This is a genomic window from Pleomorphomonas carboxyditropha, assembly GCF_002770725.1.
Taxonomy (GTDB): domain Bacteria; phylum Pseudomonadota; class Alphaproteobacteria; order Rhizobiales; family Pleomorphomonadaceae; genus Pleomorphomonas; species Pleomorphomonas carboxyditropha.
Genome location: NZ_NQVN01000021.1, coordinates 68,598 through 94,761, shown reverse-complemented (window position 1 = coordinate 94,761; position 26,164 = coordinate 68,598). Strand labels below are relative to the sequence as shown.

At 67.1% G+C, this 26,164-nt stretch carries 26 protein-coding genes; 13 read left to right on the top strand and 13 right to left on the bottom strand.

Annotated elements, in window-relative coordinates; translation table 11 throughout:
• Positions 1-650: ATP-binding cassette domain-containing protein (locus CJ014_RS22140; RefSeq protein WP_133121907.1), on the bottom strand; the 650-nt coding region annotated here is incomplete at its 3' end.
• 528 nt (positions 651-1,178) lie between these two features.
• Here CJ014_RS22140 and CJ014_RS22135 point away from each other — a divergent pair.
• Positions 1,179-2,204 (top strand): substrate-binding domain-containing protein, encoded by a 1,026-nt coding sequence (locus tag CJ014_RS22135; RefSeq protein WP_165790946.1) that lies wholly within the window; start codon positions 1,179-1,181, stop codon positions 2,202-2,204.
• 151 nt (positions 2,205-2,355) lie between these two features.
• Here CJ014_RS22135 and CJ014_RS22130 read toward each other — a convergent pair whose 3' ends face one another.
• Both CJ014_RS22130 and proC read right to left on the bottom strand, forming a co-directional pair.
• A complete protein-coding gene (locus tag CJ014_RS22130; protein WP_100082678.1) occupies positions 2,356-2,697 on the bottom strand; it encodes a tRNA-binding protein in 342 nt (113 codons plus the stop codon).
• A 3-nt stretch (positions 2,698-2,700) separates the two neighbouring features.
• Positions 2,701-3,522 (bottom strand): pyrroline-5-carboxylate reductase, encoded by an 822-nt coding sequence (gene proC, locus CJ014_RS22125; RefSeq protein WP_100082677.1) that lies wholly within the window; start codon positions 3,520-3,522, stop codon positions 2,701-2,703.
• A 471-nt stretch (positions 3,523-3,993) separates the two neighbouring features.
• Between proC and CJ014_RS22120 the strand changes: the two genes are divergently transcribed.
• Complete coding sequence (locus CJ014_RS22120; RefSeq protein WP_100082676.1) at positions 3,994-4,602, top strand: outer membrane protein; 609 nt, start codon at positions 3,994-3,996, stop codon at positions 4,600-4,602.
• A 101-nt stretch (positions 4,603-4,703) separates the two neighbouring features.
• On the opposite strand, the gene CJ014_RS22115 is transcribed toward CJ014_RS22120, so the two are convergent.
• From CJ014_RS22115 to araC, 4 genes are all read right to left on the bottom strand, one after another.
• A complete protein-coding gene (locus CJ014_RS22115; RefSeq protein ID WP_100082675.1) occupies positions 4,704-5,738 on the bottom strand; it encodes a DUF1176 domain-containing protein in 1,035 nt (344 codons plus the stop codon).
• A 22-nt stretch (positions 5,739-5,760) separates the two neighbouring features.
• Positions 5,761-6,399, bottom strand: coding sequence for a ribonuclease T2 family protein (locus tag CJ014_RS22110; protein ID WP_100082674.1), 639 nt, complete (start codon positions 6,397-6,399; stop codon positions 5,761-5,763).
• Positions 6,396-6,779 carry a hypothetical protein gene (locus CJ014_RS22105; protein ID WP_133121906.1) on the bottom strand — a complete coding sequence of 128 codons (384 nt, stop codon included), beginning with the start codon at positions 6,777-6,779 and terminating at the stop codon, positions 6,396-6,398. The genes CJ014_RS22110 and CJ014_RS22105 overlap by 4 nt, the downstream gene beginning before the upstream one ends.
• Before the next feature lie 136 nt (positions 6,780-6,915).
• Positions 6,916-7,779, bottom strand: a complete 864-nt coding sequence (araC, locus tag CJ014_RS22100; RefSeq protein WP_280952355.1) for an arabinose operon transcriptional regulator AraC — start codon at positions 7,777-7,779, stop codon at positions 6,916-6,918.
• A gap of 382 nt (positions 7,780-8,161) precedes the next feature.
• On the opposite strand from araC, the gene CJ014_RS22095 reads away from it, so the two are divergent.
• The 3 genes from CJ014_RS22095 to CJ014_RS22085 all read left to right on the top strand — a co-directional run bounded on the left by CJ014_RS22095 (position 8,162) and on the right by CJ014_RS22085 (position 12,178).
• Positions 8,162-9,184 (top strand): hypothetical protein, encoded by a 1,023-nt coding sequence (locus CJ014_RS22095; protein WP_100082671.1) that lies wholly within the window; start codon positions 8,162-8,164, stop codon positions 9,182-9,184.
• 21 nt (positions 9,185-9,205) lie between these two features.
• Positions 9,206-10,624, top strand: a complete 1,419-nt coding sequence (locus CJ014_RS22090) for an L-fucose/L-arabinose isomerase family protein (RefSeq protein WP_100082670.1) — start codon at positions 9,206-9,208, stop codon at positions 10,622-10,624.
• 66 nt (positions 10,625-10,690) lie between these two features.
• Positions 10,691-12,178: an FGGY-family carbohydrate kinase gene (locus CJ014_RS22085; RefSeq protein ID WP_100082669.1), complete on the top strand. Its 1,488-nt coding sequence runs from the start codon at positions 10,691-10,693 to the stop codon at positions 12,176-12,178.
• Between the two features lie 26 nt (positions 12,179-12,204).
• On the opposite strand, the gene CJ014_RS22080 is transcribed toward CJ014_RS22085, so the two are convergent.
• Positions 12,205-13,056, bottom strand: coding sequence for a 23S rRNA (adenine(2030)-N(6))-methyltransferase RlmJ (locus tag CJ014_RS22080; RefSeq protein WP_100082668.1), 852 nt, complete (start codon positions 13,054-13,056; stop codon positions 12,205-12,207).
• A gap of 210 nt (positions 13,057-13,266) precedes the next feature.
• Here CJ014_RS22080 and CJ014_RS22075 point away from each other — a divergent pair, with 210 nt between their 5' ends.
• The 6 genes from CJ014_RS22075 to CJ014_RS22050 all read left to right on the top strand — a co-directional run bounded on the left by CJ014_RS22075 (position 13,267) and on the right by CJ014_RS22050 (position 19,678).
• Positions 13,267-13,974: an SH3 domain-containing protein gene (locus CJ014_RS22075; protein ID WP_245427542.1), complete on the top strand. Its 708-nt coding sequence runs from the start codon at positions 13,267-13,269 to the stop codon at positions 13,972-13,974.
• A gap of 38 nt (positions 13,975-14,012) precedes the next feature.
• The gene (locus CJ014_RS27920; protein ID WP_100082667.1) at positions 14,013-14,948 is read left to right on the top strand and encodes an SH3 domain-containing protein; all 936 of its coding nucleotides are present in this window, start codon (positions 14,013-14,015) and stop codon (positions 14,946-14,948) included.
• Between the two features lie 106 nt (positions 14,949-15,054).
• The gene (gene uvrB / locus CJ014_RS22065; RefSeq protein WP_100082666.1) at positions 15,055-17,751 is read left to right on the top strand and encodes an excinuclease ABC subunit UvrB; all 2,697 of its coding nucleotides are present in this window, start codon (positions 15,055-15,057) and stop codon (positions 17,749-17,751) included.
• Positions 17,752-17,848: 97 nt separating this feature from the next.
• The gene (locus CJ014_RS22060; RefSeq protein WP_165790944.1) at positions 17,849-18,271 is read left to right on the top strand and encodes an HIT family protein; all 423 of its coding nucleotides are present in this window, start codon (positions 17,849-17,851) and stop codon (positions 18,269-18,271) included.
• Between the two features lie 25 nt (positions 18,272-18,296).
• Positions 18,297-18,500, top strand: coding sequence for a hypothetical protein (locus tag CJ014_RS22055; RefSeq protein ID WP_100082664.1), 204 nt, complete (start codon positions 18,297-18,299; stop codon positions 18,498-18,500).
• Between the two features lie 581 nt (positions 18,501-19,081).
• Complete coding sequence (locus tag CJ014_RS22050) at positions 19,082-19,678, top strand: NAD(P)H-dependent oxidoreductase (protein ID WP_100082663.1); 597 nt, start codon at positions 19,082-19,084, stop codon at positions 19,676-19,678.
• A 6-nt stretch (positions 19,679-19,684) separates the two neighbouring features.
• Here the strand turns inward: CJ014_RS22050 and CJ014_RS22045 are convergent, their stop codons facing one another.
• Entirely contained in the window at positions 19,685-20,962 is a 1,278-nt protein-coding gene (locus tag CJ014_RS22045; protein ID WP_207765838.1) for an MFS transporter, read from the bottom strand.
• A gap of 107 nt (positions 20,963-21,069) precedes the next feature.
• A complete protein-coding gene (locus tag CJ014_RS22040; RefSeq protein WP_207765837.1) occupies positions 21,070-21,525 on the bottom strand; it encodes a MarR family winged helix-turn-helix transcriptional regulator in 456 nt (151 codons plus the stop codon).
• 100 nt (positions 21,526-21,625) lie between these two features.
• On the opposite strand from CJ014_RS22040, the gene CJ014_RS22035 reads away from it, so the two are divergent.
• A complete protein-coding gene (locus tag CJ014_RS22035; protein WP_100082660.1) occupies positions 21,626-23,302 on the top strand; it encodes an MFS transporter in 1,677 nt (558 codons plus the stop codon).
• 81 nt (positions 23,303-23,383) lie between these two features.
• Complete coding sequence (locus CJ014_RS22030) at positions 23,384-24,277, top strand: pirin family protein (protein WP_100082659.1); 894 nt, start codon at positions 23,384-23,386, stop codon at positions 24,275-24,277.
• Positions 24,278-24,646: 369 nt separating this feature from the next.
• On the opposite strand, the gene CJ014_RS22025 is transcribed toward CJ014_RS22030, so the two are convergent.
• The 3 genes from CJ014_RS22025 to pgsA are packed head-to-tail and all read right to left on the bottom strand — an operon-like array spanning position 24,647 to position 25,969.
• Positions 24,647-25,129 (bottom strand): molybdenum cofactor biosynthesis protein MoaE, encoded by a 483-nt coding sequence (locus tag CJ014_RS22025; protein WP_100082658.1) that lies wholly within the window; start codon positions 25,127-25,129, stop codon positions 24,647-24,649.
• Between the two features lie 5 nt (positions 25,130-25,134).
• On the bottom strand, positions 25,135-25,401 hold the full coding sequence (gene moaD, locus CJ014_RS22020) for a molybdopterin converting factor subunit 1 (protein WP_425351951.1): 267 nt from the start codon (positions 25,399-25,401) through the stop codon (positions 25,135-25,137).
• Positions 25,391-25,969 (bottom strand): CDP-diacylglycerol--glycerol-3-phosphate 3-phosphatidyltransferase, encoded by a 579-nt coding sequence (gene pgsA / locus CJ014_RS22015; protein ID WP_100082657.1) that lies wholly within the window; start codon positions 25,967-25,969, stop codon positions 25,391-25,393. Before pgsA ends, moaD begins: the two co-directional genes overlap by 11 nt.
• Positions 25,970-26,164: the final 195 nt, after the last annotated feature.

The following is a 26,164-nucleotide window of genomic DNA, read 5'->3' as shown; positions in this document are numbered from 1 at the left end:
ATCTTGTGGGTGATGTAGATGACGGCGACGCCCTCGGCCTTGAGGTCGGCGATCTGGCGGAACAGCATCTCCACCTCGGTGTCGCTGATCGCCGAGGTCGGCTCGTCCATGATCACCAGCTTGGCCTGACGCGAGATGGCCTTGGCGATCTCGATCAGCTGCATGCCGGCGATCGACAGCTCGCGCATCTTCAGGCGCGGCGAATACCTGAGCCCCAACTGATCGAGCAGCGCCTGGGTGTCGGCGTACATCCTGCCGTAGTCGACGAAGGTGACGACGTCGCCGAGCACGGACAGGCGCGGCGCGCCGGCAAGCACCGGCTCGCGGCCGAGGAAGATGTTCTCGGCGATCGTCATGTCGAGCACCGGGCTCAGTTCCTGGTGGATCATGGCGATGCCGAGATCGAGCGCCGCCTTGGTGTCCTGGCCCTCGATCCGGACGCCGTCGAAATAAAGTTCGCCGGCATCGACGGTGTATTCGCCGCTGATCACCTTCATCAGCGTCGACTTGCCGGCGCCGTTCTCGCCGACCAGCACGTGCACGCTGGCAGGCCGCACCCGGAGGCTCACCTTGTCGAGCGCGAGCACGCCAGGAAACGCCTTGGTAATCGACCGCATCTCGAGAACGTAGTCTTCGTGACCAACGCTCATGGACTCCTCTCCTCCCATGCAGTTTGGCGAAAGCGAGCGCCATCGTCGGTCGAGACAAGTCTCGGCCAGCACGGAACCCTCGCCATCAATTTTCGCAGGACTGCCGTCCCTCCCGAGATCGACCGACAACCGCCCGAATGCGGGCCGTGGCACTACCGATGCAAGGTCGCCAGACCGACCGACGCGGCAAGAGAAGGTCTCCTCCCATCTCCCGCCATCGCCTCAGCGGCTCCGCCATTTCCTCTCGGTCCGGCCACAACGCCACTGATGAGACATATGGAACGGCCGCCGGGCCACGCAGTCAACTCATGTGAGGCAATTGCACACGATCTGAGGCGAAATTTTCATCCCGAGAAAGCACCGGCTTTTTCGATTTAAATGCCTCAAGCAATGAGCAATACTCCATATCAGATTATAATAGTTTGACCTTTATGAGCTCATTGGCCAGGATGACTGCATCACCGGCAGACATATGCGGCAAAGGCACCGTCCCAGATGAAACGTTCGAGGCCTCCCCTCAAGGACATCATGCGGCTTACAGGCCTGAGTCGAGCAACGATCGATCGGGCGCTCAACGGGCGTTCCGGGGTTCAGGCCAAGACGCAGGCGCTCATCAACGCGGCGATCCAGGATCTGACGCTGAGTTCGGAGGCCAAACACCGGGCAGGCTCGTCGAGGGGACGAAACTTTGTCTGTGTCGTTCAAGCCGGCGACGCCTTTGCCCAATCCATTGTGGACCAATGTGCCGCCTTGGCGCCGGAATTCGAGCGGCGCGGCGTTGCGCTCGCAGTCATTCCCTGCGTATCGGTATCGAACGAGCAGGTAGCCGAAACGATCCTTGGGCAAGCGGGGGCCGACGGCTTGATCGTCATTGCCAAGAACGCGCCACCAATCGCCAACGCAACCATGACGCTGAGGGCGGGTGGAGCGGCGATCGTCGCCGTCCAGTCCGATCTAGATTTCATCGCGCGCCACGCCTATGTCGGCATCGATAACCGGGTCGCCGGGCAGACGGCGGGATTCCTGATGGGACGTGGCTTTCCGCCGGAGAGCGCGGCGCAGGTCGCCTTCATGGTCGACACAGTCTACTATCGATGTCACGAAGAGCGGGAAATGGGCTTCCGGACCACCATCCGACAACGCTTTCCCTGGTTCAGCGTTGTCGACGTGGTGATGAACGGCGACAACGACCAGGCGGCTTACCGGGCAATTTCGGCGCTGCTCGAAGAGCACCCCGACATCGATGGCCTCTACAACACGGCCGGCGGCAACGAAGGCGTGGCCAAGGCCCTGCGTGAACGAGGGCGCATCGGCAAGACGATCTTCATTGCGCACGAATACAACCCGGCAACCGAGCGGCAAATCCGTGCCGGCGCTATCGACTTCTTGCTGACGCAAGACCTGGGGAGCGTTCTGCGGCAGGCGGTCGACTGCCTTGAAAGCGTTCTGGAGGGCAACCTGCATTCCCAGCAGATCGTTGTGCCGCTGGAAATTATCTGCCCTTACTCCCTGCCGCCACGGGATACCCTGGTCATGTCACGTTTCGTCGCCTAAAGCTTTTTCGGTGGAATCAGGTTCACCGGAAAAGCTCTGGTTCCTTGTTAAGAGGCAATTCCGGACGCAAATCGAGACCAGCTTTGCTGGAATTGCTCTAGCCAGGGTACGGAGTCCTCTCAGTCGCAAGCCGGTGGTGCATATCCGCGCATCAGTAAAGCCGGCCGCCGATCACCGCGTCCTTGTCCGGCGCCACCAGCACCACGTGGCCGGCGGCGTCGGGCACGCCGAGGGTCAGCACCTCCGAGCGCATCGGGCCGATCTGCTTGGACGGGAAGTTGACGACGCCGAGCACCAGCCGCCCCACCAGTTCGTCCACCTGGTAGTTCTCGGTGATCTGCGCCGACGACCGCCGCTCGCCGATCTCCGGCCCGAAGTCGATGCGGAGCTTGTAGGCCGGCCGCCGCGCCTCCTTGAACACCTCGGCCGCCACGATGCGGCCGACGCGGATGTCGACTTTCAGGAAGTCGTCGTAGCCGATGGTGTCGCCCATGCCTCAGCCCGCCAGTTCGCGCGAGCGGCGGGTGGCGGCGGCGATCGCCTCGTCGATCAGCCCCTGCCAGCCCTGCCCGCCCATCAGGACGCCGAGCGCCGCGGCGGTGGTGCCGCCCGGCGAGGTGACGTTCTTGCGGAGCGTCGCCGCGTCGGTCGGCACGCTGCCGAGCAGCGCCCCGGCGCCGACGATGGTCTGGCGGGCGAGCAGCATGGCCAGGTCGGGCTGAAGGCCCGCCTTCTCGCCGGCGGCGGCCAGCGCCTCGACCAGCAGGAACACATAGGCCGGCCCGCCGCCCGACAGCGCGGTGACCACGTCGATCAGCCCCTCGTCATTGATCCAGGCCGACTTGCCGACGGCGTTGAGCAGGCTCGTGACGATGCGCCGGTGCGCCTCGGTGACGGCGGCGTTGCCGACGGCCACCGCCATGCCCTGCCCCACCTGGGCCGGCGTGTTCGGCATGACGCGGATGATCGGCCCGTCGCCGAGCGCCGCCGACAGGTTGGCGAGCGTGGTGCCGGCGGCGATCGACACCACCAGCGTCGTCGGCCCGACCACCCGCCGCAGCGCCGGCAGGGCCTCGCCCATCTGCTGCGGCTTGACGGCCAGCACCACCACGTCGGCCGGCGCGCCGATGTCGGCGGCGTCCTTGTAATGGGTGACCGAATATTCGATCAGCATCGAGAAGGCTTCCGAGCCGATATGCGGATCGACGATCGCCACCGTCTTGGGGTTCATTCCCTTCTTGAGCCAGCCGTGCAGCATGGCGCCGCCCATCTTGCCGGCTCCGACGAGCACGAGCGAACCGATATCCGAAAATGGCATGACGATCTCCCCGTCCGGTCCGGCCTCACGCACGGGGGCCGACGATCCGGTGGCCTCCGGTCTGCCACAAATCGGCCGGCCAGGAAAGCCGCGGCGGCCGGCGCGACGACTCGCGCCGCTGCGATTCGGGTTGCCGTCCATCGTCCCCCGGCGCCGGCGATCATAATTGCCGTATTTTATGGTTAATCGAATGTGACCTTCAGTCGCGCAATTGTGATAATATTCATTTGTATTAAATTTCGATTGCCGCGCCGTTTCAGATCAGTAACCATACTGTTGCATCAATACATCAGCCAAAATGTGCCGTCGTCTTGCCCCGATTTCGTCAAATTCTCGCATGGACACCGCCTCATTTGGTCATCATCTTCCCTTCATCGAACAGCCGGGCAGCGATTGCTTACGGCCAGATGCAAAGGAGTGCGGGGCGTTTCCAAACGACGCCATCGCACCGGATGTGTAAGGAGTGAAAGAATGAGCAAGCTGCTTCTTGGCGCCGTCGCCGGTTCGGCCCTTCTCCTGTCGGCCCCGGTCTTCGCCGCCGATCTCAACGAGCCGATCCCGGCCGCCCCCTATGTCGCTCCGGTCTCGACCGCCTTCGACTGGACCGGCGCCTATGTCGGCGCCGACGTCGGCTACAGCTGGGCCAACAAGGCCGCGTCCCGCAACAAGGACCACGACGCCGTGATCGGCGGCGTGTTCGCCGGCTACAACTACCAGATCCAGAACAACATCGTCGTCGGCGGTGAAGGCGAGATCGCCTACGGCGGCGCCGACCCGCTGGCCACCTGGACGGGCGCCGTCCGCGGCCGCGCCGGCTATGCCTTCGACAATATCCTGGTCTACGGCACCGTCGGCGGCCTGGTCGGCCAGGGCGAGATGAAGAACGACGGGCGCAACAACACGCGTACCCACGTCGGCTACCAGGTCGGCGCCGGCGTCGAAGCCGCCCTGACCAACAACATCACGGCCCGCGCCGAGTACCTCTACACCGGCACCAACGACCGTGACTACGGCTCGGCCGGCGGCGAGGGCGACCTCAGCGGCAACGCCGTCAAGCTCGGCGTCGCCTACAAGTTCTGATCTTCAGAGGTCAGGTCACAAGAAAGGCCCCGGCAGCTTCGGCTTCCGGGGCTTTTTTCGTCTTCAGGCAGCCCGAAAAGGTGCGGAACTTTCGAGAAAGGTCAACGCGCCGGGTAAACGTCCTTCCAGCCGGCGGCGGTGGCGCCGCAACTGGTGGCCGCCGACAGATGGTCGAGGCGGAAGGCGGTGTCGGTGAAGGTCCAGTCGCCCCGGAAGGCGCAGCCGTGGTCGTCGGCGCCGGCGGCCTCCAGGCGGCGGCTGGCCGCGTCATAGGCGACGTCGAACAGCACGTCGACGCCGTACCAGCCGAGCCGGTCGGAGAAGCCGGCGAACAACAGCGGCGACATGCCGCCGATCTCGCCGCTGTCGATCGCATAGAGCCGGGAGGCAAGGCCCGAGGCGTTGCGGAAGCAGGGAATGGCGTAGAGCGTCGCCGTCTCGCTGAGCGGCGCGATCACCGGCCTGGCGTCGGCGAGGCCGGCAGCGTCCGGCGCCTCGCAGGCGGCCGAGGCGAGATGCAGTTCGAGAAGACGCGGCGGCACGCCGGCCGAGGCCAGATGGGCGGCGACGTCGACCTCCGCCGCTTCCGGCAGGCCGACCGGCGGCCCGGCCCGCCGGTCGCCGGGAATGCGGCCCTGCTGCATGTCGATCTCGTTGAGGGCCGGCGCCAGGCCGTCGAGCGGGAAGCGGTCGGAATGCGGCGCGCCGGCGATGTCGATGAACGAGAAGCGCAGCATGTGGCCGCGCTGCACCTGCAGCATCAGCCGGTCGAGCGCCGTCTGCGACACCAGGTAGTAGTCGGAGGGGTTGACGAAGGGCGCGTAGTCCGACACCGGCCTGAGCGTGATGTCGACGCCGTTGTCGACCGACAGCGCCACCGGCCGGTCGCGGTCGGCCAGCACGCCCAGCGTCGAGATCGACACCGTCCAGCGCGCCCGGCTTTCCGGCGACCGCTGCAGCACGAAGACGCTGGCCTTGTCCGGATTGACCGCCTGCACGCTGGCCGCGCAGTGCCGGCTGTCGTCGCAGGCGACGGAGAAGCCGCCGAACCGCTTGGCGACCTGCGCCGAGGCATCGCCCGCCATGGCCAAGGCGAGCGCCGCCATCGTGAATGTCAGAACCGACCGCCGCGCCATCTCTCCCCCGATCGTCTCCGCCTCACCTCACCGGCGGCAGCACCACCCTGTCGGCGCGGCAGCCGCGCCTGTCGACCTCCTCGCAGGCGCGAAAGCCGAGACCGCGCGTCAGGCAGATGCGCACCTCCCTGAGACGCCGCCCGTCGCAGGTGACGGCGACGCCGCCCGGCCTGAGCCCGGGATTGGCGGCGACGAAGGCCGCCTCCACCTCGGCGGGAGAGACCATGACATACTTGTCGAGCCGCTGAAAGGCGGTGGGGATGCGGACCGCCTCGCGCGCCGCCCGGATCGTCCGGAGATAGTCGGCGGGCGCAAGACCGGAGCAGGCGCCGTGCCGCCGCCATTCGTGGCGGACGAGGCCACGCGCCGGCATCAGGTCGGCAAGCGCGCGGACATCGGTTTCGCTCGGCGTCAGGCGCGTCGGGCAATCCTCGGGAAAGCCGCGTTCGTATTGCGGCCAGAGGCCGTGCACCAGGAAGCCGTAGCGGCGGCCGGTCCGGCATTGGGCATCGCCGCGCGCCCCGCCCTCCGCCTCGCAATAGCTCGGCGACCAGGTGAGCGACAGCAGGTAGAAGTCGAAGCGCCCCGCCGCGTCGCCGGCCAGCGCGGCAGCCGGCCAGACGAACAGGACGAGGAGCAGCCGGGCGAGGCGGCCCGTCACTTCAGGACCTGGCAGTCGGCGCCGTAGACCCGGTAGGGATCGTGGCCCGACAGGCAGAATTCGACGTTCCAGCCGTAGCCGGCGAAGCCTTCCGCCGACACCACGTAGTAGAGCGTCGTCGGCAGGGCGGCGGTGAGCCCGGCGCGGGCGGCGCAATGACGACGGTCGATGGCGCTGAAGCCGCCGACATCCAGCCGGGCTTCGCCGATCCGGTCGACGGCGGCGATGGTGACGCCGTCCTTCCAGGTATGCGCCTCGGCCCAGGCCTGGCGGCTGGTGAGGGTGGCGAGAACCGAGGCATCGTCGCAGGCGGGAAGCTCCCCGGCGGCGGCCATCACGGTCGAACTTGAGAGCGCAAGCAAGGTGGCAGCAAGGCGCATGGATCGGTCCCCGGACATCAAGACGAGGGCATCGGCAAATCAGGCCGAAACAGCCTCATCGCAGGATAAGCCGCGACAATCGCTTGTCGACCTGAATTTTCGGCCCGGTCGCTGGATGGGCGGAAGGGGGCTTCGCTCACGCCTGTTCCATTCGGTACCCGCTGGGGCTCAACCCCATGCGTTTGCGGAACATCTTGGAGAAATGCAGCGGGTTGGCATAGCCGACCTGGATCGCCACCTGCTTGACCGGCGCATCGGTCATCTTGAGGATGCGGCAGGCGAGCTGCATCCGGAGGTCGTCGCGCCAGCTCATGATGCTGCAGCCGTAACGGTCCTGGAACAGATGCGACAGGCGCGACACCGACAGCCGCGCGTGGCCGGCGATGGTCTCGAGGCTGAGCGGCTGGTCGATGTTCTCGGCGATATAGGAGCAGACGCCGGCCAGCCGCGGATCGTAATCGGCGACCGGCTTTTCGTTGTAGCGGCTGCAGATCAGGATGGCGCGCTCCAGGAGATTGAACGACATCTCCATGGCGAAAGCATCGGTGTTGATCGACCAGGCGTCGATCTCGGAAAAGATGCGGTCGAGCTCGCGACGGAAGTCGTCGTCCTGGCCGCGCAGCAGCGTCGCCTTGGGACCGCCGCCGCGCCAGGACAGCCAGGGCAACCAGGTCTGGCGCGGCTGGAAATACACCCAGCGATGCCACCATGACGACGAAGCGTCGTGCCGGCGATACCGGTGCTCCGCCCTCGGCGGGATCAGCAGAACGTCGCCCTCCTGCAACTCGACCTCGCCCGGCCGATCCAGCAGCAATCCGCGGCCGCGCACCGTGGTGAGCAGCGTCCAGCCGTCGAGGCCGGCCGGCCGTTCGATGGCAAAATCCAGAAGCCCGTCGCGCTCGATCGGCGTCAGGCCGGACATCAGCCTTTGGCCAAAAGTATATCCGGGTAATAACGGAGCAACCTCCGGATCTTCCAGGCCATCGGCAAAGTTATTCATGAAGGCAAGGCGATGGACGAGCCGATCGGCCTTCCTGTCCGCCGCATCCGCCGTTCCAGCAAGATTTGACATACTCATAGCCAATCCGCCCTCTGTATTCGGCTCTCGGATGGGACTATAGCCAAATCAAACAGCCGATAAAACCGGATAACCGGGGCGAAAGGAACGGAATCTGCGATCCGGCGATGGGAGGTTCGGACGGCAGATATGCACATGCCCAATCGGCCGAAACCTGTTCCCTGCGATGGAATGGGTACGCCCTGCTTTCGTCCTCGGCCGCAGTTGATGCATGGGGCGATATTTCATGAATTCGTAATTCTTGTTTACCGGGCCCGATTTCTACGTTGCCAGGCAAGCCAACACCGATCCATCGGAGAGTAGAGTGAAAAAGACGTTCGACGAAAAGCTGGTCATCCTCCAGGCGGACCCATCCGCCGATTGCTTCATCCTGGCCGATGCCAAGGACCCGGACATGGCCCGTGGCGTCGCCTCGGCCGGCCGGGCGGCGGATGGCAGGCTCCGGTCGATCGACGACCTCCGCCAGGACATCCGCGACATCGTCAAGGCGGAGTTGATCGACATCATGCTGATGTCGGCGAGCACCTCGGCCAAGCTGACCATCGAGGAGCGCATCTTCGACGGCTCGCCGGTGCTGCCGGCCGTGCGTGCCAACGACACCACCGATCTCCACGTGGTGCTTGGCGGACGTTACGTGGCGGCACCGTCGGCGCCCTTCCGCACCGCCACCATCGATCACATCCAGGCCGGCAAGCTGAACCCCTCGCCCAGGGAACGCACGCGTGGCGCCAACCTCGGCCTCTACTCGGTGACCTTCAACAACATCCCCGACGCCGACCTCCTGACGCTCGAACGCTACAACGCCTTCCGCAACGAGGCCGAGGAAAAGGGCTTCGACCACTTCCTCGAGGTGTTCCTGCCCAACGTGCCGCCCGAAGTGCATGGCCTCGCGCCGGAGGCCATTCCCGGCTTCGTCAACGACCACATCGTCCGCCTGCTGGCCGGTGTGCCGAAAACGGCCCGGCCGCTGTTCCTGAAGCTGCCCTACATGGGCGGCCGGGCCGTCGCCGAACTCTGCCATTACGATCCGTCGATCATCGTCGGCGTGCTCGGCGGTTCGGCCGGCACCACCCACGACGCCTTCTTCCTGATCGAGAACGCCAAGAAGCACGGCGCCCGCGTCGCCCTGTTCGGCCGCAAGATCATCGCCGCCGAAGACCAGCTCATCTTCATCGAACATCTGAGGCGCGTCGGCGACGGCGACCTCAAGGCCGACGACGCCGTGAAATCCTACCACGCGGCCATCGGCAGGAAGGGCCTCAAACCCCACCGTCCGCTCGCCGACGATCTCGCGCTCACCACCACGGCCACCGCCTACGGCAGCTGATCGCTACAAGGGAGGGAAACAATGACGCAAGCTGGTAGCCCGGAGCGGACCACATTCGCGCTCTATTTCGGCAATCGCGGCTTCTTCCCGGCGAGCCTGATCGCCGGCGCCCGCGAGGAAGTCGCCAAAGCGGTCGGGGATGCCGGCTACGGCTTCCTGATGCCGCCGGCCGAGATGACCCGCTACGGCGCCGTCGAGACGCGCGAAGAGGGACGCGCCTATGCCGAGTGGCTGGCCGCCAACCGCGGCCGCTATGACGGCGTCATCCTGTCGATGCCGAATTTCTCCGACGAGAACGGCGCCATCGCCGCCTTGCAGGACTGCGGCGTGCCGATCCTTTTGCAGGCCTATCCCGACGAGATCGGCAAGATGGACTTCGAGCACCGCCGCGATTCCTACTGCGGCAAGTTCTCCATCGCCGACGTGTTCCACCAGTACGGCCTGCCCTTCACCATGCTGGAGCCGCATGTCGTGCACCCGCTGACGCCGGCCTTCCGGCGCAACCTCGACGACTTCGCCGCCACCTGCCGGGTGGTCAAGGGCATGCGGCGCTTCTCGATCGGCTGCATCGGCGCCCGCACTACCGCCTTCAAGACCGTCCGCTTCGACGAGATCGCCCTGCAAAAGGCCGGCATCACCGTCGAGACCTTCGACCTGTCCGACCTGTTCCGGCGCGTCGCCGGCATGTCGGACACCGCCGCCCGCGTCACCGACAAGCGCGACCGGCTCGCCGGCTACACCAACTGCTGCAAGGTGCCGGCCGACAAGATGCTGACGCTGGCCAAGGTCGGCGTCGCCTTCGACGACTATATCGACGAATACCGCCTGGACACCGTCGCCATCCGCTGCTGGACGGAGATGCAGGCCGAGCTCGGCATCGCCCCTTGCGTGCTGCTCAGCGAGCTCAACGACCGCGGCGTGGTGTCGAGCTGCGAGATCGACATTTGCAGCGCCGTCACCATGCGGGCGCTGCAACTGGCCAGCGGCAGGCCGGCCGCCTGCCTCGACTGGAATAACAACTACGGCGACGATCCCGACAAGGTGATCCTGTTCCATTGCGGCCCGGTGGCCCAGTCGCTGATGACCGAGAAGGGCGAGGTGACCGACCACAAGATGTTCGCCAAGAGCCAGCCGGGCTGCGGCTGGGGCAGCAACGAAGGCCGGATCGCCGCCTTCCCGACCACGCTGTCCAACTGCAAGACCGAGGACGGCAAGCTGACCGTCTACGTCACCGAGGGCGAGTTCACCACCGACCCGATCGAGAAGGAATTCTTCGGCTGCGGCGGCGTCTGCGCCATTCCCGGCTTGCAGAAGAAGCTGATCCGCCTGGGTCAGGGCGGCTTCCGCCACCACACCACCATCGGCGTCGGCCACCTGAAGACCGCCCTCGACGAGGCCTTCGTCCGCTACCTCGGCTACGACGTCGTCGAGATCGGCTGACAACGACCGGCGCCGGCCTCCGCAAGGTCGGCGTCGCTTCCTTTCTCCATAAAGGCGAGGTCCATCGTGGCGCTACTCGGCATCGACGTCGGCTCGACGGCCCTCAAGGCGACGCTCTACGCGTTCGACGGCGACAGGCTCGCCGGCGCATCCCTCGAATATAGTGCCGCCAAATCCGGCGACGGCCTGCCTGCCGAAACGCTGTGGCGCGCCTTGTCGGATGTCATCCATCGCCTGCGGGCGGCCGCGCCGACGGCCGAGATCCGGGCCGCCGCCATCTCCAGCCACGGCGAGAGCTTCGTGCTCGTAGATCGGGCCGGCCGCGCCATCGGTCCCTTCGTCCTCAACACGGCGCCGATCGCCGTCGACGAGGCCGCCGCTTTCGCCGACCGTTTCGGCAAGGCGGAGATCTTCCGCCGCACCGGCCTGCCCGTCCATTCGATGTACACGCTGCCGAAGATCGCCTGGCTCCGGGCCAACCGGCCGGACATCTTCGACGGCGCCGACCGCTTCCTCTGCGTCGAGGATTACATCCTGACGCGGCTCGGCGTCGGCTCGTTCATCAGCGCCTCGCTCGCCTCGCGCACCATGGCGCTCGATCTTCAAAGCTGCGCCTGGATCGACGACCATCTCGCCTTCGCCGGCATCACCAAGGCCCAATTGGCAACGCCGGTCGCCTCCGGCACGCCGGTCGGCCGCGCCGCGCCCGGGGCCTGCGACGAGCTCGGCCTGCCGCATGGCGTGGAATGGGTGACCGGCGGTCATGATCAGGGCTGCTGCTCGCTCGGGGCCGGCGGCGTTGCCGAGGGCATCGCCGTCGACGGCACCGGCACCTTCGAATGCGTCTCCATTCCCGTCCGCGACGCCGTGCTGACACCGGCGGCGCTCGGCTGCAATTTCCCGACCGAGCGCCATACCGTGACGCCGCTCAAGCTCACCCTCTCCTACATCGCCGGCGGCGTGGCGCTGAAGTGGTTCCGCGACGTGGCGAGCCGCCACATCCTCGATCTGGCAGCCGCCAAGGGCGTCGACCCCTACGAGCTGATCCTCGCCGATCTGCCCGAGGAGCCGACCGGCCTGCTGATGTTTCCCCATTTCATCGGCACCGGCACCCCCTGGCTCGACGCCCGGGCGCGCGGCGCCGTGGTCGGCATCGACGCCGCAACCACCTATGAGGAATTCGCCAAGGCCGCCATCGAGGGCATCACGCTGGAAATGGGCTGGAACCTCGACCTGCAAGCCTCGATCGGCACCGAGATCGGCCGCATCCATGCCGTCGGCGGCGGCGCGCGGTCGGACCGCTGGCTGCAGATGAAGGCCGATATCTTCGACCGCGAGGTGATCGCCGTTCCCGGCGAGGCCAGTTGCGCCGGCGCCGCCATGGGCGCGGGCGTCGGCGTCAGTGCCTTCGGCTCCCATGCCGAGGCGGCCGCGGCTTTCGTCCGCGAGGGAAAGGCTTTCACGCCACGGCCGCGTCAGGTAGCCGCCTATCGGGAGAAGGCAGCGCACTATCGCGACGTGGCCGGCCGCCTTTACGGCTTTGTGGCCCCTTGAAAGGCAACACCGGGCTCATCGAGCGATCAGCCGTCCTCGGCCAGCCTCAAGACGCGGCCGCCGGCGCCGTCATCCTCGGCGAGCAGGCGGGTCAGTTCCGGCAGGATGGCCTCGGTCTCGTCGGCCAGCGTGAACGGCGGGTTGGCGACCAGCACGCCGGCGCCGGCCAGCGGCCCGTCGCCGCCCGGCTGGCGCACCCACTGCTCGATGGCGATCAGGCGCGGATAGCCCGCCCCGGCCGCGCCGGCCAGGAAGGCGTCGACGGCCGCCACGTCCTTGATCGGATACCAGATCATCAGGCAGCCGGTGGCGAAGCGCTTGCGGGCGTCATGGACGGCGCGCGTCAGGCGGTCGAACTCGCCGGCTTCCTCGAACGGCGGATCGACGATGACGAGGCCGCGTCGCTCGCGCGGCGGCAACTGGGCGCGGACGGTGACGTAGCCGTCCTCCGAGCCGACGCGCACGCGACGGTCGCCGGCATAAAGCGCGGTGAGCGTCGCCGCGTCCTGCGGATGCAGCTCGTTGAAATGATAGCGGTCCTGCAAGCGGCCGAGCGCCGTGGCGATGGCCGGCGAGCCGGGATAGACGAGAAGATCGTCGCCGCCGTTGACGGCGCGGAGCGCCGACAGCCACGGGGCGAGCCAGTCGCCGAGCGCCGGCGACGGGCGCGCCGCCCGGACGCGGCCGACGCCGCCCCGCCACTCGCCGGTCCTCAGCGCCTCGTCGGCGGCAAGGTCGTAGAGGCCGATGCCGGCATGGCTGTCGATGACGCGGTAGCCGGCGTCCTTGCGGCCGAGATAGGCGAGGATGCGGGCGAGCACCGCGTGCTTCAGCACGTCGGCGAAGTTTCCGGCATGGAAGGCGTGGCGATAGTTCATGGCGGAGAGCTAGAACACGGGCCATCGGGCGGCAAGAAAATTCGTGGCCCGCCGTAACGGCGCCGCATCTGCAACCCAAGTTCGGGGCAAGCGTTGAGTCGTAGATGAACGGCCTATGAACGGCAGGTTCAGACCTGGCTCAAAGGAACGATGCGATAAGCATGGCCATAGGAATGCCGTCGGCCTGGCCGACAAAGGAGTGAAAGCCAAATGTTGAAATCCTTGCTATCGATTGCCGCGCTCACCGCCGCTGCGACCGTGGCTGCTCCGGCGACGGCTTCCGCCGCGCCCGCCCAGGTCACGGCCAACGTCAACCTTCGGACCGGCCCGGGCACCCAGTATTATCCGATACTGGTGCTGCCGGCCGGTGCGCCGGTCGAGCTCTACGGCTGCCTTCAGGGCTATAGCTGGTGCGACGTCTCCTACGGCCGCGAACGCGGCTGGATATCGTCGCGCTATATTTCCACCTTCTACAGTGGCCCGACCTATCGGCCGCGGCCCTATGTCTCGGTGCCGTTCCTGACCTTCAATTACGGCTATTGGGACAACCACTACGCCCATCGGCCGTGGTATCGTGATCGTCCGCGCCCCGGCCGGCCGGGTCCCGACTGGGATCGCGGTCCGGGCCGTCCGGGTCCGGATTGGGATCGTGGTCCCGGCCGCCCGGGTCCGGATTTCGGTCGCGGCCCGGATCGTCCGCGGCCGGACTGGGATCGTGGCCCGGGCCGTCCGGGGCCGGACGTAGGTCGTGGCCCGGATCGCCCGCGGCCGGATTGGGACCGCGGTCCGGGCCGTCCGGGTCAAGATGCGGGCCGTGACCGGGATCGTCCGCGGCCGGACGGCAATCGCGACCGGCGTCCCGATAATCGGCCGGGTCGGCCGGACTGCCCGCCCAACGCGCCTGCTTGCAGGAATTGACCTCCATGGAGGTATCGCATGACGGAGGATAAATCGCGATGAGGATGCGACATCTGGCCGCGCCGCTTTGCCTGGCCGGCCTGATTTCCTCCCCGGCCGGCGCGCTGGCAGCGCCGGCCGAAGTGCTGGCCGCCGTCAACCTGCGCACCGGTCCCGGTGCGCAGTATTACGCCATCATGGTGCTGCCGCCCGGCGCGCCGGTGGAGATCTACGGCTGTCTCAACGACGATAGCTGGTGCGACGTCGGCTACGGCAATACGCGGGGCTGGCTGGCCTCGCGCTATCTCGGCACCGTCCGCAACTGGTCTCCCGAGGCGCGGATCATGCGGCCGCCGGTGCTGTCGCCGCCGCCGATCTACCGCGAGCCGCCCGTCTATGCCAATCCGCCGCCGGTCTACCACGAGCCGCCGCCCGTCTATCGCGAGCCGGACTGGGGGCCGCAGGAAGTCTATCCCGGCGGCGTCTACATCGAGCCGCCGCCGGCCTACGTCTACCGGCCGCCGGTGGTGGTGGGACCGCCGATGCCGGAGCTGCCCCAGCCGGACGTCGGCGTCTATCGGGCCAGGCCGCAGGCGGCGCCCCGGGTTGCCGCTCCGCCGCCAACGGTGACGGGACCGTCGATGCCCGAACTCCCGCAGCCCGACGCCGGCGGTTATCGGACCAAGCCGCAGCCGCAAGCGGTGCCGCCGGCCGCGCCGCCGGTGGTCGCCAGCACGCCGCCGACAACCGCGCCGGCCGCGCCGCCGGCCAGCGTGACGCAGCCGAGCACGGCCGCCACCACGCCGCCCGCCGCGACCACGACGACGCCACCGGCCACGACGCCGCCCGCCGCCAATTCCGGTTCGTCGGTCGCCACGTCCGGCCAGCAACCAGTGACGCCGCCGGCAACCGAGACGAAGCCGAAATATGGCGGCGCCGTCGGCAAGCCCGGCGCGCCCTGCAAGTGGGTGAACGGCGTCTGCCGCAACGATTGACGATGGATCGGCGACAGGGCGTCCTCCCTGTCGCCCTGCTGCCACGCTCTGACCGCAGTCGGTGTGATAAGCTATCCGTTCGCTCAAGAGTTCGACGAGTCCGCGCATGGCACCCCGCAAGCCCGCTCCCACCCCCGACACCGATCCGGCGCCCGGATTTTCCGAGATGCCGCAGGCGCCGTTCGAGGCGGTGCCGCTCAACGGCTCCTTCTCGGACTGGCTGAAGGACGTCTCGGAAGAGGCGGCCAAGCCGTCGCCCCCCTCGGATTCGCGCATCGTCGAGGAGACCTTCGTCAAGCCGGGCAAGCGCAAGGCCAAGGCCGAGCTGACGTCGCGCAAGTCGTCGCGCGGCGGCTCGCTGGGCGGCTCCACCGACCCGAAGGTGCGCGCCGCCGGCGGCCTCAATCCCGTGGCCGGCATGCAGGTGTCGATGGAGGAGGCCGAGGCGCTGCCGCAGGGCGGCGTCACCGCCACGGTGAAGGCGCTGGAAGAGCTGATCCAGAAGGGCCGCGACATCTTCCGCGACGGCCAGCCCTGGGTACCGCACCGGCCGGAGCGGCCGCCCAAGTCGGAAGGCGGCATCGCCTTCAACCTCTCCTCGGCCTACGAGCCGAAGGGCGACCAGCCGACCGCCATCGCCGTCCTGGTCGACGGCATTTCCGAGCAGGAGAAGACGCAGGTGCTGCTGGGCGTCACCGGCTCGGGCAAGACCTACACCATGGCGCAGGTGATCGCCCGCACCGGCCGGCCGGCGCTGATCCTCGCCCCCAACAAGACGCTGGCCGCCCAGCTCTATTCCGAGTTCAAGAGCTTCTTCCCCGAGAACGCCGTCGAGTATTTCGTCTCCTACTACGACTACTACCAGCCGGAAGCCTACGTTCCGCGCACCGACACCTATATCGAGAAGGAATCGACCATCAACGAGCAGATCGACCGCATGCGCCACTCGGCGACGCGCGCCCTGCTCGAACGCGACGACGTGATCATCGTCGCCTCGGTGTCCTGCATCTACGGCATCGGCTCGGTCGAGACCTATACGGCGATGACCTTCGGCCTGGAGGTCGGCGACCGCATCGACCAGCGGCAACTGCTGGCCGACCTCGTCGCCCTGCAATACAAGCGCGCCGACGTCGCCTTCGCCCGCGGCACCTTCCGGGTGCGCGGCGACACCATCGAGGTGTTCCCGGCCCACTTGGAGGACCGCGCCTGGCGCATCTCGCTGTTCGGCGACGAGGTGGAGGCGATCACCGAGTTCGACCCGCTGACCGGCCACAAGTCGGCCGACATGAAGTTCGTCAAGATCTACGCCAACTCGCACTACGTGACGCCCAAGCCGACGCTGGCCCAGGCCATCAAGTCGATCAAGACCGAGCTGCGCGCCCGCCTGGAGGAGCTCAACGCCCACGGCCGCCTGCTGGAGGCGCAGCGCCTCGAACAGCGCTGCACCTTCGACATGGAGATGATGGAGGCCACCGGCTCCTGCGCCGGCATCGAGAACTACTCGCGCTACCTGACCGGCCGCGCCCCCGGCGAGCCGCCGCCGACCCTGTTCGAATACCTGCCCGACGACGCGCTGGTGTTCATCGACGAGAGCCACGTCACCGTGCCGCAGATCGGCGCCATGTATCGCGGCGACTTCCGCCGCAAGGCGACGCTGGCCGAATACGGCTTCCGCCTGCCCTCCTGCATGGACAACCGCCCGCTGCGCTTCGAGGAATGGGACGCCATGCGGCCGCAGACCGTCTGCGTCTCGGCCACCCCCGGCGGCTGGGAGCTCGATCAGTCGGGCGGCGTGTTCGCCGAGCAGGTGATCCGCCCCACCGGCCTGATCGACCCGCCGGTGGAGATCCGGCCGGCCCGCACCCAGGTCGACGACCTGCTCGGCGAGGTGCGGCAGGTGGCCAACGCCGGCTACCGCACGCTGGTCACCGTGCTGACCAAGCGCATGGCCGAGGACCTCACCGAATACCTGCACGAGCAGGGCATCAAGGTCCGCTACATGCACAGCGACATCGACACGCTGGAGCGCATCGAGATCCTGCGCGACCTGCGCCTCGGCGCCTTCGACGTGCTGGTCGGCATCAACCTGTTGCGCGAGGGCCTCGACATTCCCGAATGCGCGCTGGTCGCCATTCTCGACGCCGACAAGGAAGGCTTCCTGCGCTCGGAGACGTCGCTGGTCCAGACCATCGGCCGCGCCGCCCGCAACGTCGACGGCAAGGTCATCCTCTACGCCGACCAGGTCACCGGCTCGATGGAGCGGGCGATGGCCGAGACCAGCCGCCGCCGCGACAAGCAGATGGCCTACAATACCGAGCACGGCATCACGCCGGAGAGCGTCAAGCGGTCGATCGGCGACGTGCTGAACTCGGTCTACGAGCAGGATCACGTCCGCGTCGACACCGGCCTCGCCGAGGAAGGCGAGATGATCGGCCACAACCTCAAGGCCTACATGGCCGACCTCGAGCAGCGGATGCGCAAGGCCGCCGCCGATCTGGAATTCGAGGAAGCGGCGCGACTGCGCGACGAGCTGAAGCGCCTTCAGGCGGCCGAACTGACCATCGCCGAGGACCCGATGGCCCGCCAGAGCGACGTCGACGCCGCCGGTGGCGGCTTCGCGGGTGGGCGGAAATACGGCCGCTCCGCCAACACCCCGCCCTCCCGCATCCGCAAGAACAGCCTCGACGAGATGACCGTCGGCCGCACCGAAGTACCGATGGGCAGCGAACCGCCCAAGCGTCCGCCGCCCAGCACGGCGGCGGGGACGGTGGCTGGGAAGAAGCGCGGACGGTGGGGGAAGTAGGCAAAGGCTATCGGACGCGAACCCATCGCCTCATCCGGCAGTTTGGCAATATACTTCGGAAATTGGCCATCGCTTGCAGCGGCAAGGGAGCCTGAGTTTGAGCCAAGATTGCATCTTTTGCAGGATCGCCAGCAAGCGATCCCGAGCTTATATAGTCGATGAGTCTGAAAATTTTATCTGCTTTTTCCCTGAAAAGCCGGATTTATATGGCCATACCTTAATCGCCAGCAAGAAACATTACAAAGATATACGAGATGCCCCACCTGAATTAGGCTCTGAATTATTCAAAGCGGCACAGAAACTTTTCAACCGTTATAGTGATAGGCTTGGAGCAACCGGCTTTAACCTGCTCAGCGCAAATGGCAAGGCAGCAGAGCAGTCTATTGACCACCTGCATTTTCATTTCTTCCCTCGCTTCTCAAACGACGGTTTGACAACTTGGCCCCAACTTCCTCCATTTGAGCCGAACTTGAACGCGCTGTTCCGGCTGGTCAATGCGGGCGAAAATGATGAAAGCTGAATGAGAGCTAGAAGCTGGCGAGCTCATGACGGACGCCATGCCTCCGACGGAAGTGCACGATTTCGCCGTTCGTTCCCTCGCTCTCGACACCATTCTCGTGACCTACCGCAGCATCCGCCGCCATCCCGGCGGGGGAACGGAAAAAACCACGCTCCGCAGCTCGAGCTGGAAGCTGGTCGATGGTCGGTGGCAAATGCTGTTTCACCAGGGAACAGTCATCCCACCTTGATGATATGCCGATCTGGCAAGGGTCAAAACAGTGTATTTCTATTATAAATCAAATATATATATTGTCATCTAACCGGGGCAAATTCCCGGGCGCTCGGGCGCAGTCCCTGTCGCGCCGTCATCGCCGAGCGCATCGCTTCCATAGATTGTCATCCTCGCGAAGGCGAGGACCTCAGGACGAGAAGGCGATGAGGGGTGTGTCAGGCGCCTTGCGTTGCTGGAGCGCTATATCTGCGTCGAGCTTTGTTCTGCCTGAGGTCCTCGCCTGCGCGAGGATGACAGCTTTATATATGGGGAACAAAGGGATAGCTCGGCACACTGGAGCCCGAGGCAAATTCCCGGGCACGCTGGCGCGATATTTCCGGTCTCGCGTGTGCGAGATCATGCCATTTCAATGACTTGATGCCACAGCCCGACCGCATCCGCCGCAAGCTGAAGCTCAGCCAGCGCGAGGCGTCGGCGCGGCTCGGCGGCGGCCCCGCCGCCTTCCCGCGTAAGGGTCGGACCGATCTCGGGAATCGGGTAGGCGCTCCAGGCTGGACGTGCCAAGCTGGCGCACCCTTCCTGCTCCGAGTCCCGTCCATGAAATGCCTTGTCGTCGTCGCTCATCCGCTGCCGGACAGTCTCTGCCGGTCGCTGGCCCGCTTTGCCATCGAGCGGCTCGAAGCAGCCGGCCATCAGGTGACGGTCGAAGATCTCTACGGCGAAGGCTTCGATGCCGCGCTGACCGAGGCCGAGCGCCGCAGCTACTACGCCGCCGCCTTCGACGCCTCCTCCGTCGCCGGCGAAGCGGCGCGGCTCGTCGCGGCCGAGGCGCTGGTGCTGGTGTTTCCCACCTGGTGGTACGGCTTTCCGGCCATCATGAAGGGCTGGTTCGACCGCGTCTGGTCGCCCGGCATCGCCTTCGACCACGCCAGCAATTTCGGGCCGATCAAGCCGCGCCTCAGGCTCCGCCGCGTACTGGCGGTGACCACGCTCGGCTCGCCCTGGTGGATCGACACGCTGGTGCTGTGGCAGCCGGTGCGGCGCATCCTCCGCATCGCCATCCTCGGCGCCTGCGCCCGGCGCGTCCGCTTCGACATGCTGTCGCTCCATTCGGCCGAAAAGCCGGCACCCGAGCGGGTGACGCGCTTCGAAGGGCGCATCGCCGCCGTGCTCGACCGCTGGCCGACGCGCTGATCCCCCTCAGTCCGCGATCGTCTCCGCCGATCTATCGGCGCGCACGAGCCCCATCGAACCAGCGCCGAAGACGAGAACGAGCGCCAGCACGTTAAGTCCGACACGATAGTCGGCGGTCGCGCCCTTCAGCCATCCCATGACATACGGCCCGAAAAAGCCGCCGGTATTGCCGATCGAGTTGATCAGCGCCACGCCGACGGCCGCGGCCAGGCCGCCCATGCGGGCGGTCGTGAACGCCCAGAACGGCCCGATGACCGACCAGAGGCCGATCGACGCCAGGGACAACGCGACGAGGCATCCGGCGAGACCGGTTGCCTTGCCGGCGAGCACGCAGCCGACGGACGCCAGGACGAGCGCGCCGATCACATGCAGCTTGCGCTCGCCGAAACGGTCGGAGCTCCAGCCGATCGCCAGCATGCCCACCACCGCGGCGAGGAACGGTATGGCGTTGTACCACCCGAGCAGCGACAGGCTCGTGCCGTCGAGGGTGTTCTGCAGGATCTGCGGCATCCAGAAGGCCATGCCGTACATGCCCAGCACCATGCAGAAATAGACGATCCCCAAAAGGCCGATCTTCCGGAACAGGCTGCGCCCGAGCAGATGAAACCGATGACGTTCCAGATGCCCGGCCTCCCGGTCCAGCGCGTTTTGAAGAGCCGATTTCTCCCCGTCCGTCAGCCATTTCGCGGCCATGGGCGTGTCCGGCAAGGCAAAGAGGACCAGCACGCCGAGGACGACCGCCGGTATACCCTCGAGGACGAACAGCCATTGCCAGCCGCGCAATCCCCCCATGCCGTCCAGACCGAGCAGCGACATCGACAACGGGCTGCCGATCAGCCCGGCCAGGGCGGTCGAGGCGGCGAGCACGGACAGCGCCCGGGCGCGATCCTTCGGCGGAAGCCACTGGTTCACGTAGAGGATGGCGCCGGGCAGGAAGCCCGCCTCCGCGACGCCCAGCAGAAAGCGGCAGAGGTAGAACGTCGCCTCGCTCTGGACGAGCGCCGTCAGGGCGGAGATGACGCCCCAACTGATCATGATCCTGGATATCCACAGCTTCGCGCCGACGCGCCGCAGGATGAGGTTGCTCGGCACCTCGAACACCACGTAGCCGACGAAGAACAGCCCCGCCCCCAGGCCATAGGCGGCCGGCGACAGATTGAGGTCCTCGTTCAGTTGAAGGGCGGCAAAGCTGACGTTGATGCGATCGAGATAGGCCGCCACGTAGCCAAGGCAAAGCAGCGGCAGGATTCTCAAGGCGACTTTCTTCGCACCGGACCGCGTCATGTCTTGCATGTCGTTCTCACTTTTCGCCGCGCATCGATCGGACTGCGTTCGAGGGATGCCGGCGCTCCGCCTCATAGCGATCTTCGCGCCTTCTGCCGAGACCTTTCTCACACCGCGATATGCTCCGCCCGGTCGGCCTCCAGCAGCGCCACGTTGAACCGCGCGAGCAGGCCGGCGAACTGCTCGCGCTCGTCCTCGCTCCAGCCGGCGAGGAAACGGCCGAGCCGCGTCTGCCGCGCCTTGCGCATGGCGGCGATCGACGCCGCGCCGGCCGGCAACAGGTGGACCAGCACCGACCGCCGGTCCCGCGGGTTGGGCCGGCGCTCGGCGAAGCCCAGTTCCTCGACCGCCGCCACCTGCCGCACCACCGTCGAATGGTCGAGGCCGAGCTCCTCGGCGATCTCGCCGGTGCTCCTCTCGCCCCGTTCCAGCCGGCCGAGCAGCAGGTAGTGGGCGCGCTCCATCGGGTAGCCGCGCTTGCGATAGTTCATTTCCAGCCGCCGGACCAGAAACGCCAGTTCGGGCTCGATGCGCGAGATCGCATCCTGCGGCAGGTCTGCCATGACTTTTTTTCCTCTACTTAGGTGTATCGTACACCGATATCTGTGTATCATACACGAAACCGCCGCACACCCCTCCAAAGAGCGGCGGCAGGAGTCTTCCATGTCCCACACTACCGCGTCGGCCGCGCCGGCCCCAGCCTTCTTCGACCAGCCGAAGGCCGTATGGGCGACCATCTTCGCCTGCACCGTCGGCTTCATGTCGATCGGCCTCGTCGACCCCATCCTGACGTCGATCGCCAGGGGGCTCGACGCCGGGCCGGCCGAGGTGTCGCTGCTGTTCACCAGCTATTTCTTCGTGACATCGGTGATGATGCTGGTCACCGGCTTCGTGTCGAGCCGGCTCGGCAGCCGCTCCACCATGATGGTCGGCGCGGCGCTGATCGTCGTCTTCGCCGCCCTGGCCGGCAACTCCACCTCGGTCACCGAGCTGGTGCTGTTCCGCGGCGGCTGGGGCCTCGGCAACGCCTTCTTCGTCGTCACCGGCCTGTCGGTGCTGGTGGCGGTGACCCGCGGCGGCACCGGCCGCGCCGTGCTGCTCTACGAGGCGGCGATGGGCCTCGGCCTGTCCGGCGGCCCGCTGCTCGGCGCCCTGCTCGGCAGCTATTCCTGGCGCTGGCCGTTCTTCGGCACGGCGACGCTGATGGCCGTCGGCCTGATCGCCATCGCGCTGTTCCTGCCGCCGCTGGCCCGCCCGGCGGTCAAGACCGGCCTCACCGCCCCGGTCAGGGCGCTCGGCCACCCAGGCCTGCTCACCGTGGCGATCGGCGCCTTCTTCTACTATTTCGCCTTCTTCACCGTGCTGGCCTTCGCCCCCTTCGTGCTCGACATGTCGGCGATGCAGGTCGGCGGCATCTTCTTCGGCTGGGGCGTGCTCCTGGCCATCTTCTCGGTGTTCGTGGCGCCGCGCGTCGAGGCGCGCTTCGGGCTGATCCCGGTCACCACCGTCTGCCTGACCGTGATGGCCGTGCTGCTCGTCGTCATGGGCATCGCGCCCAAGGGCGTCGTCGCCGCCTGCGTCATGCTGTCGGGCGCCGTGATGGGCATCTGCAACACGCTGTTCACCGAGCTGGCGCTGGAAATCTCCGACGCGCCGCGGCCGGTCGCCTCGGCCGGCTACAACTTCCTGCGCTGGTTCGCCGGCGTCATCGCCCCCTACGCCGTGCCGAAGGTCGCCGAATTCCTCGGCGTCGAGGTGGCCTTCGGCCTGGCGGCCGCCGCCGCGCTGGCCGCACCGCTGACCTTCTACCTACGCCGCCGCCATCTGGCGCGGCCGGGCGTGGTGGCGGCGAACGCCGTGTCGCCGCTGCTCGCCGCCGTCGACGGCAGCCTCAGCGACGCCGCGGTGCTCGACCGGGCCGCCGCCTTCGCCCGCGCCGAAGGGCGGCCGGTGCTGGTCGCCCACGTCCGCATGGCCGAGGTGGTCGACGAGGAGGAGGCCGACCTCGAGGACGCCGCCACCGCCGAGGGCATCGTCGGCACCGCCATCGAGCGGCTCAAGGCGGCCGGCATCGCGGCGGAGGGCCTGGTGATCGACGCCGCCGCCGGCGCGGCGGCGCGCAAGGTGTCAGATCTGGCCGATGCCGTCGGCGCCGGCCGCATCGTCGTCGGCGCCGTCCATCCCAACGACCCCGAGGACCTCAGGCACGGCAGCTTCAGCGCCGCGCTGCTCGCCCTGCGCGGACCGGACAGGCTGGTGGTGGTCGGCGACGCCTCGGATCGGCGGAACGCCGGCGCCGCGGCTTCCGCGCTGCCGGCCGGATCGGCGCGCTCGGCCTGACGGGCGATCGACGGCGAGTTGCCGTGGCGGAAATGCGGCCTATATTAGGCGAAACTGCGTAACCACCCGGAAGGCCCTGTCATGCGTAGCGTTCTCGCCGTCCATCCCGCCCAGCGCGACGACATCGCCGACCTCGTCACCCGCCGGCCGCTGCCGGGGCCGGAGCTCGAGCAGGTCGACCCCTTCCTGTTCCTCAACCACCACGGCCCGCAGACCTATCCGCCCAACAATCACGGCCTGCCGTTCGGCCCGCACCCGCATCGCGGCTTCGAGACGGTGACCTTCATCCTTGAGGGCAGCCTGTCGCACCTCGACAGCGGCGGCCACGAGAGCGTCATCGAGGCCGGCGGCGTGCAGTGGATGACCGCCGGCTCCGGCCTCGTCCACGCCGAGCTGTCGCCGGAAGCCTTCAAGCGCGACGGCGGGCCGCTGGAAATCCTCCAGCTCTGGGTCAACCTGCCGCCGCCGCTCAAGATGATCGAGCCGCGCTACACCGGCGTGCAGAAGGCCGACATCCCCGCCCTGTCGGTCGCCGCCGGCAACGGCACGCTTCACCTGATCGCCGGCGAATTCGCCGGAGCGACCGGCCCGATCGAATCGCTCACCGACGTGTTCATGTCGACGCTGGAGCTGAAGGCCGGCGCCAAGACGGCGCTGCAGGTCGACAGGACGCGCCACGTGTTCCTCTACGTCGTCTCCGGCCGGGTCGACGTCGCCGGCACGCCGGTCGACAAGTGGAACCTCGTCGAGATGACCGACGATGACGACAGCTTCATCGTCGGCGCCGCCGACGACGCGGTGCTGCTGTTCGGCCATGCCCTGCCGATCGGCGCGCCGCTGGCGGCGCGCGGTCCCTTCGTCATGAACACCGAGGACGAGATCGAGCAGGCCTTCGCCGACTACCGCGCCGGCAAGTTCGGCGACCCGGCCGGGCTCGTCGCGGCCGGGCCCGAAGCGCCGACTGAAAAGGCGTGAGACTTTTCGGGGCGGCGAATGCGTGGAGCGAGGCCCGGGCGACCTATATCAACCCCTCGCTCCATCCTGCCCGAGGTCCTACGCCTGCGCGTAGGATGACAGAATTATATATAGGAAACACATACATAACCTATTTATAGGACACCCTGAGCAAATTCCCGAGCTTGAAAAACTTCGCCTGGAAAGCAGCGGCGATGTCCATCAAGTAATTGAAATTGCTTAATCTTGCACCTGCGGGATCGGAACTGTTGCACCTACGGCCTAGGAATTTGCCCCAGGCACATCTATAGATTGTCATCCTACGCGCAGGCGTAGGACCTCAGGCCGAAAAGGGTGCGAGGCCAATATCATGCGCCACCCGGCACTCCCTCAGTCTGTCTTGCCCTTCCACCGCCCGGCTCGCGCCTCGTCCTCCGGCTTGGCGTCCACCCAGCCGCCTTCGTCTCCGGCGGCCAGGTGCTCCTTCTTCCAGAACGGCGCGCGCGTCTTGAGGAAGTCCATCACGTAGTCGCAGGCCGAGAAGGCGGCGGCGCGGTGGCTCGAGGAGACGGCGACCAGCACGATGCGCTCGCCCGGCCGGATGCGGCCGGCGCGGTGGATGACGGTGATGGCGAGGAGCGGCCAGCGGCCGGCGGCTTCCCGCGCCACGCGGCCGATCTCCGCCTCGGCCATGCCGGGGTAATATTCGAGTTCCAGCGCGGCGAGCCGGCCGCCCTCGTCGCGGCAATAGCCGACGAAGCTCGCCACCGCCCCGACCGCCGGATCGCCGGCCTGCAACGCCGCGATCTCGGCGCCGACGTCGAAATCGTCGGGCCCGACCCGGACGGCGATGCGGGAGCTGCCGGCGTCCATGGCGGTCAGCCGCCGGTCATCGGCGGGAACAGGGCGATCTCGCGGGGCCGGCCGATCGGCTCGTCCTGCTCGATATGCAACTGGTCGACGGCGACGCGGATGGTGTCGCCCGCCTCGAAGGCATAGGCGTAGGCGTCGCCGCGTTCGGCCAGCCAGCCGACCAGATCGCCGGCCGTCACCACCGTTTCCGGCAGCGCCAGCCGCTCCTCGGCGAGGCCGACGCGCTCGCGCACCCAGGCGAAATAGCGGATCAGCACCGGCTCACGGCTCATGACGCTCCTCCATCAGATAGACGACGCCGCTACGGAAATAATCGTAGCCGGTGTAGAGCGTCACCAGCGCCGCCGTCCACAGCAGGACGAGGCCGAGCTCGGTGATGCCGTCGATCAGCTTGTCGCCGGTCGGCCCCAGCAGCAGGATGCCGATGGCAACGAGTTGCAGCGTCGTCTTCCACTTGGCAAGCCGGGTGACCGGCACGCTGACCTTGAGGTCGGCGAGGAATTCCCTGAGGCCGGACACGAAGATCTCGCGCATCAGGATGATCACCGCCGCCCACAGCGAGAAGCCGCCGATGGTGCCGTGATAGGTGAGCACCAGCAGGCAGACCGACACCAGGAGCTTGTCGGCGATCGGATCCAGCATGCGGCCGAGCGTCGATTGCTGCTTCCACAGGCGGGCCAAATAGCCGTCGAAGTAATCGGTGATCGACGCCGCGGCGAACAGGCCGAAGGCCACCCAGCGCCCGGCGTCATCCTCGAGGTAGAAGGCGGCGACCACCGCCGGCACGGCGACGATGCGGAGATAGGTGAGAATATTGGGCAGGGACCAGACGAATTTCATAGCGCCGACATCTGTTGATCCACCAATGACATTGCACGATGTCCCGGTGAGGGCAAGGGCCGGAACCTGCCGAACGTCCGAGCGGTAAACGTTCGGCGTTCACCGTGGCGTGATGCCCTCGCCGGCGCCCCCTTCCGGCGTCCGAAAGCCCGTCTCCACCCTTGAAAAGAAACCGACCATCCGGTATCTTTTGCG

Bases quoted from the DNA above. Each gene is read 5' to 3' on its own strand.
- CJ014_RS22135 (WP_165790946.1), top strand. From the start codon at position 1,179: ATGCGGCTTACAGGCCTGAGTCGAGCAACGATCGATCGGGCGCTCAAC.
- CJ014_RS22130 (WP_100082678.1), bottom strand. From the start codon at position 2,697: ATGGGCGACACCATCGGCTACGACGACTTCCTGAAAGTCGACATCCGC.
- proC (WP_100082677.1), bottom strand. From the start codon at position 3,522: ATGCCATTTTCGGATATCGGTTCGCTCGTGCTCGTCGGAGCCGGCAAG.
- CJ014_RS22120 (WP_100082676.1), top strand. From the start codon at position 3,994: ATGAGCAAGCTGCTTCTTGGCGCCGTCGCCGGTTCGGCCCTTCTCCTG.
- CJ014_RS22115 (WP_100082675.1), bottom strand. From the start codon at position 5,738: ATGGCGCGGCGGTCGGTTCTGACATTCACGATGGCGGCGCTCGCCTTG.
- CJ014_RS22105 (WP_133121906.1), bottom strand. From the start codon at position 6,779: ATGCGCCTTGCTGCCACCTTGCTTGCGCTCTCAAGTTCGACCGTGATG.
- araC (WP_280952355.1), bottom strand. From the start codon at position 7,779: ATGAATAACTTTGCCGATGGCCTGGAAGATCCGGAGGTTGCTCCGTTA.
- CJ014_RS22090 (WP_100082670.1), top strand. From the start codon at position 9,206: ATGACGCAAGCTGGTAGCCCGGAGCGGACCACATTCGCGCTCTATTTC.
- CJ014_RS22080 (WP_100082668.1), bottom strand. From the start codon at position 13,056: ATGAACTATCGCCACGCCTTCCATGCCGGAAACTTCGCCGACGTGCTG.
- CJ014_RS22075 (WP_245427542.1), top strand. From the start codon at position 13,267: ATGTTGAAATCCTTGCTATCGATTGCCGCGCTCACCGCCGCTGCGACC.
- CJ014_RS27920 (WP_100082667.1), top strand. From the start codon at position 14,013: ATGAGGATGCGACATCTGGCCGCGCCGCTTTGCCTGGCCGGCCTGATT.
- uvrB (WP_100082666.1), top strand. From the start codon at position 15,055: ATGGCACCCCGCAAGCCCGCTCCCACCCCCGACACCGATCCGGCGCCC.
- CJ014_RS22055 (WP_100082664.1), top strand. From the start codon at position 18,297: ATGACGGACGCCATGCCTCCGACGGAAGTGCACGATTTCGCCGTTCGT.
- CJ014_RS22050 (WP_100082663.1), top strand. From the start codon at position 19,082: ATGAAATGCCTTGTCGTCGTCGCTCATCCGCTGCCGGACAGTCTCTGC.
- CJ014_RS22045 (WP_207765838.1), bottom strand. From the start codon at position 20,962: ATGACGCGGTCCGGTGCGAAGAAAGTCGCCTTGAGAATCCTGCCGCTG.
- CJ014_RS22040 (WP_207765837.1), bottom strand. From the start codon at position 21,525: ATGGCAGACCTGCCGCAGGATGCGATCTCGCGCATCGAGCCCGAACTG.
- CJ014_RS22035 (WP_100082660.1), top strand. From the start codon at position 21,626: ATGTCCCACACTACCGCGTCGGCCGCGCCGGCCCCAGCCTTCTTCGAC.
- CJ014_RS22030 (WP_100082659.1), top strand. From the start codon at position 23,384: ATGCGTAGCGTTCTCGCCGTCCATCCCGCCCAGCGCGACGACATCGCC.
- CJ014_RS22025 (WP_100082658.1), bottom strand. From the start codon at position 25,129: ATGGACGCCGGCAGCTCCCGCATCGCCGTCCGGGTCGGGCCCGACGAT.
- moaD (WP_425351951.1), bottom strand. From the start codon at position 25,401: ATGAGCCGTGAGCCGGTGCTGATCCGCTATTTCGCCTGGGTGCGCGAG.
- pgsA (WP_100082657.1), bottom strand. From the start codon at position 25,969: ATGAAATTCGTCTGGTCCCTGCCCAATATTCTCACCTATCTCCGCATC.